The sequence below is a fragment of the Vibrio hepatarius genome (assembly GCF_018860525.1).
In the GTDB taxonomy this organism is placed as follows: domain Bacteria; phylum Pseudomonadota; class Gammaproteobacteria; order Enterobacterales; family Vibrionaceae; genus Vibrio; species Vibrio hepatarius_B.
The window spans coordinates 1-3,000 of sequence record NZ_JAHKPM010000023.1 but is presented as its reverse complement, the minus strand read 5'-3'; the positions used below and the strand labels follow the sequence as shown (position 1 = coordinate 3,000).

At 43.1% G+C, this 3,000-nt stretch carries 4 protein-coding genes; all 4 read right to left on the bottom strand.

Going from position 1 to position 3,000, the window contains the following annotated elements; all coding sequences use genetic code 11:
• A partial coding sequence (locus KO511_RS06880; protein WP_215986724.1) for a phosphoribosyltransferase occupies positions 1-706 on the bottom strand: 706 nt, incomplete at its 3' end.
• Between the two features lie 28 nt (positions 707-734).
• Complete coding sequence (kfrB, locus tag KO511_RS06875) at positions 735-1,079, bottom strand: IncP plasmid survival protein KfrB (RefSeq protein WP_012774834.1); 345 nt, start codon at positions 1,077-1,079, stop codon at positions 735-737.
• A 298-nt stretch (positions 1,080-1,377) separates the two neighbouring features.
• On the bottom strand, positions 1,378-2,376 hold the full coding sequence (locus KO511_RS06870; RefSeq protein ID WP_215986723.1) for a transcriptional repressor gene korB: 999 nt from the start codon (positions 2,374-2,376) through the stop codon (positions 1,378-1,380).
• A partial coding sequence (locus KO511_RS06865) for a ParA family protein (protein WP_215986722.1) occupies positions 2,373-3,000 on the bottom strand: 628 nt, incomplete at its 5' end. The genes KO511_RS06865 and KO511_RS06870, both read right to left, overlap by 4 nt.

Genomic DNA, 3,000 nt, shown 5'->3' with positions numbered 1-3,000 from the left:
TAGTGATTCGATCTCGGATTTGTTCAACCGTCTTGGCTGATTTGAGGTGTCCGGCTTCACCTTGTGTGAGTTTGTCGAGTTCATAACCAAAAGTATCCTTCCAAAATTGATTCATTGCTGGGCCGTGTTTACTATTAATGGCCGCTAACATTCCAGGCTTAACAGGTAAATTAAGCGCACCTTCATGAGCGGTCATAACAGACGCAGCCACAACTTGACCACCTCGATTCTCTACATAGCCTTTTAGAGAGGCTACGGTTCCACCCATTGCTAGAGTGTTATCTACACTTAAGTATTGTTCACCCTTTTTGACATTTCCGTCAAAAGTTGGATTAAACGCCAGGCGATGATCTGCCCCCGTATCAGTGCGACCAACCTTGTCACGCTGAACGATATTTAATTCAACATCCAACCCCAAACGATCTGCCAAAACCTCAGCCATAGCCAACGGTATTTTATTATTGCCAGCTGACTCCACAGCCAAAACAGGCAATATACGGGGCTTGCTTTCCCCTATGTACTCCTTAATAGATTTCACTGTTTCATCAGTAATCAATCTATCTACCAGGTCAATAGCTGCGGGCATGTCTCCTGACTTGGCCGCTTGGTATTCAGGTTCGTTTTTTAACGCACCTAAATCACCATTTCTAATTAACTTTGGAAAATCTCCCCAAGGAGAACGCTCTCCAATGCCTAACTTATTCAAAAATCACCTCCAGTTTTAGCGGCTACAACTATCGGGAGCGACCTCTACTAAGCTTCACGGCCTGGGTAACTACAGCTTTCCCCGAAGCATCATAATTGATGCTTTTTACACTCCCAACTTCAGGTACTATATCGAAATTTTCTTTAGAGTGCATGACAAAATTTTTACCAATTTGTTGATAAACCTTATTGGTGTCAGCATGGACTATCATGCCGTCATGGCTTTTTGACTTATCAGCCTCTTTCGCCATGTAGAGATTGTAAATACCAGGCTTTAACGCACCTGCTTTTTCAACCTTTTGATTTGTCCATGCGCCACTGTTATCAGTTTGAATGATTCGCTGGCCATTCATAACCAATAAGCGTTGTTTCATCTGCGGCGCTCCTATCTTCTACATAATGCATTTGGTTGCAATGCAATCAGCCACAAAAAACCGATCTCGGCAACCAATCGAGATCGGTTCCAACGATAACCGATATTTTTTTCTCAAGGACACTCTAATATTATGACAAAACCTTATATTTATCAGGTTGTTTTTAATGAGAAGTAGCTCAATTGCACGAAGTTAAGGCAATTTTAAAACCTTCAACCTAATCAAACATGCAAAGAATTACCCCGCATAGAGCGGGGTAGTTAGGAGTGAGAAATTTCAGACTTCGTGACGATGTAACCTAGCCTTCAATCAAGGACATAAGCTGAACATCCCCCAAGTCAGTTTCAAATTCGTGGCCGTCATCTTCATACTTCAACCAAGCCATACCATCAGAAGAAGGGCGGCGGTCTAGGACCAAACGAGCCGAACGGCTATCATGTACCACCATGACAATCGCTTTTTTCAATTTGTTTGGATCAACTTCTTTAGGTGGCTTAGGGTCGTTATTGCCTGATTCTTCCTGATCTTGATTTTCTTCTTCATCTTCACCAGTAAAGGCTGATTCATCTTCTTCTTCTTCGACATGATGACGTTTATCATCCAAATATTCTCGTAGAAGCTTCACTGCTGGACGGGTAATTTCCTGATCTTCATCTTCCAGCCAAGCTGAAACTTCATCAGGGTTCTTCTTATGCGTTTTAACAAGCTCATTAATTACTGTTACGTCATTTGCTCGACCAGAGTTAAACGCAGCGGCTATAGGCTCTGGCAGGTCCAACAAAGTCTCATGCTGACTAACAAACGCGGCTGATTTACCAAGTGATTCAGCTATTTCACCTTTTTTAACACCCTTAGCCAATTCACGGCCAATGTAATCAGCAATCTCGCGGGCAGTAAGGTCATTACGTTGTAGGTTCTCAATCACTTGATCAGCTTCGTTGTAGTCGTTATCAATGAAGCCTGGAATAACATCCTTTCCTGCAATCTTAGATGCTCTGGTGCGTCGAGCGCCGTGGTTAATAATATAACGCCCAGGTTGTTCAAGGTTCTCACGAACTGAAATAGGAGTTTTAACGCCACGGTGACGAATCGTAGCAGCCAGCTCCCCTAGACTATCCTTACTAAAGCCAGGGCTATCATCTTTCCGTGGTTGATTTGGATCTTCATCAATCAAATCCAAAGACAGCATCAAAGGACCAGAACCGCCATTATTAGATTCAGGCTCGTTTAGCAAACCAGATAGGTCGCCAATATCTTCAAGGCCCAATCCTGTCATATCATTGTTATTTGCGGTCATGCTGTAATCTCCATCTTATTAAACACGTATTCAGCCAAGGCTCTAACTTCTTTTGCTGCGACTCTAGCAGCTGATTTTTTTATCCCCCATACAGGAGTACCAATTGCACATGCCTCGGCAATGCTGTCGCGTTCTCCAACCGTGTGCGGGATCATTAGTTGAGGGAAAGCGTTCTGGAGAGCTTCCAGGTTACGGCGGTGGCGAGGCTTACGATTATCAACCTTGCTCGGAAACATTCCCAAAAATGAAAGGGTAGGGTTTACTTTACGCATGTTAGAAATAACAGCGTTCATTTTCTTAATACCCTGAATAGAATAAACTTCTGGCTCAATAGGAGATATTACATAGTCACTTGCAAAGAGTGCCGCGGCCAGTGATACCCCAAGAGAGGGAGCTGTATCAATCAAACAAATATCAAAACCTTGAGATTCCAAGGATGCCAAACCTTTTTTAAGGTTCTGACCTGCATCGGCCAGTGACATTTTTTCCATGTTTGCCAAAGCGGAGTCAGCTTTAAACAAATGAATCCCCGATTCATTTGCGTTGGTGATATTGATGGAACCACCACTAACAAAGCTACTTGCGGTAACTCCTTCAACACAGAATTGATCCAATGTGTAAGAA

Coding starts and splice junctions, on each gene's coding strand:
- kfrB (WP_012774834.1), bottom strand. CDS start 1,079: ATGAAACAACGCTTATTGGTTATGAATGGCCAGCGAATCATTCAAACT.
- KO511_RS06870 (WP_215986723.1), bottom strand. CDS start 2,376: ATGACCGCAAATAACAATGATATGACAGGATTGGGCCTTGAAGATATT.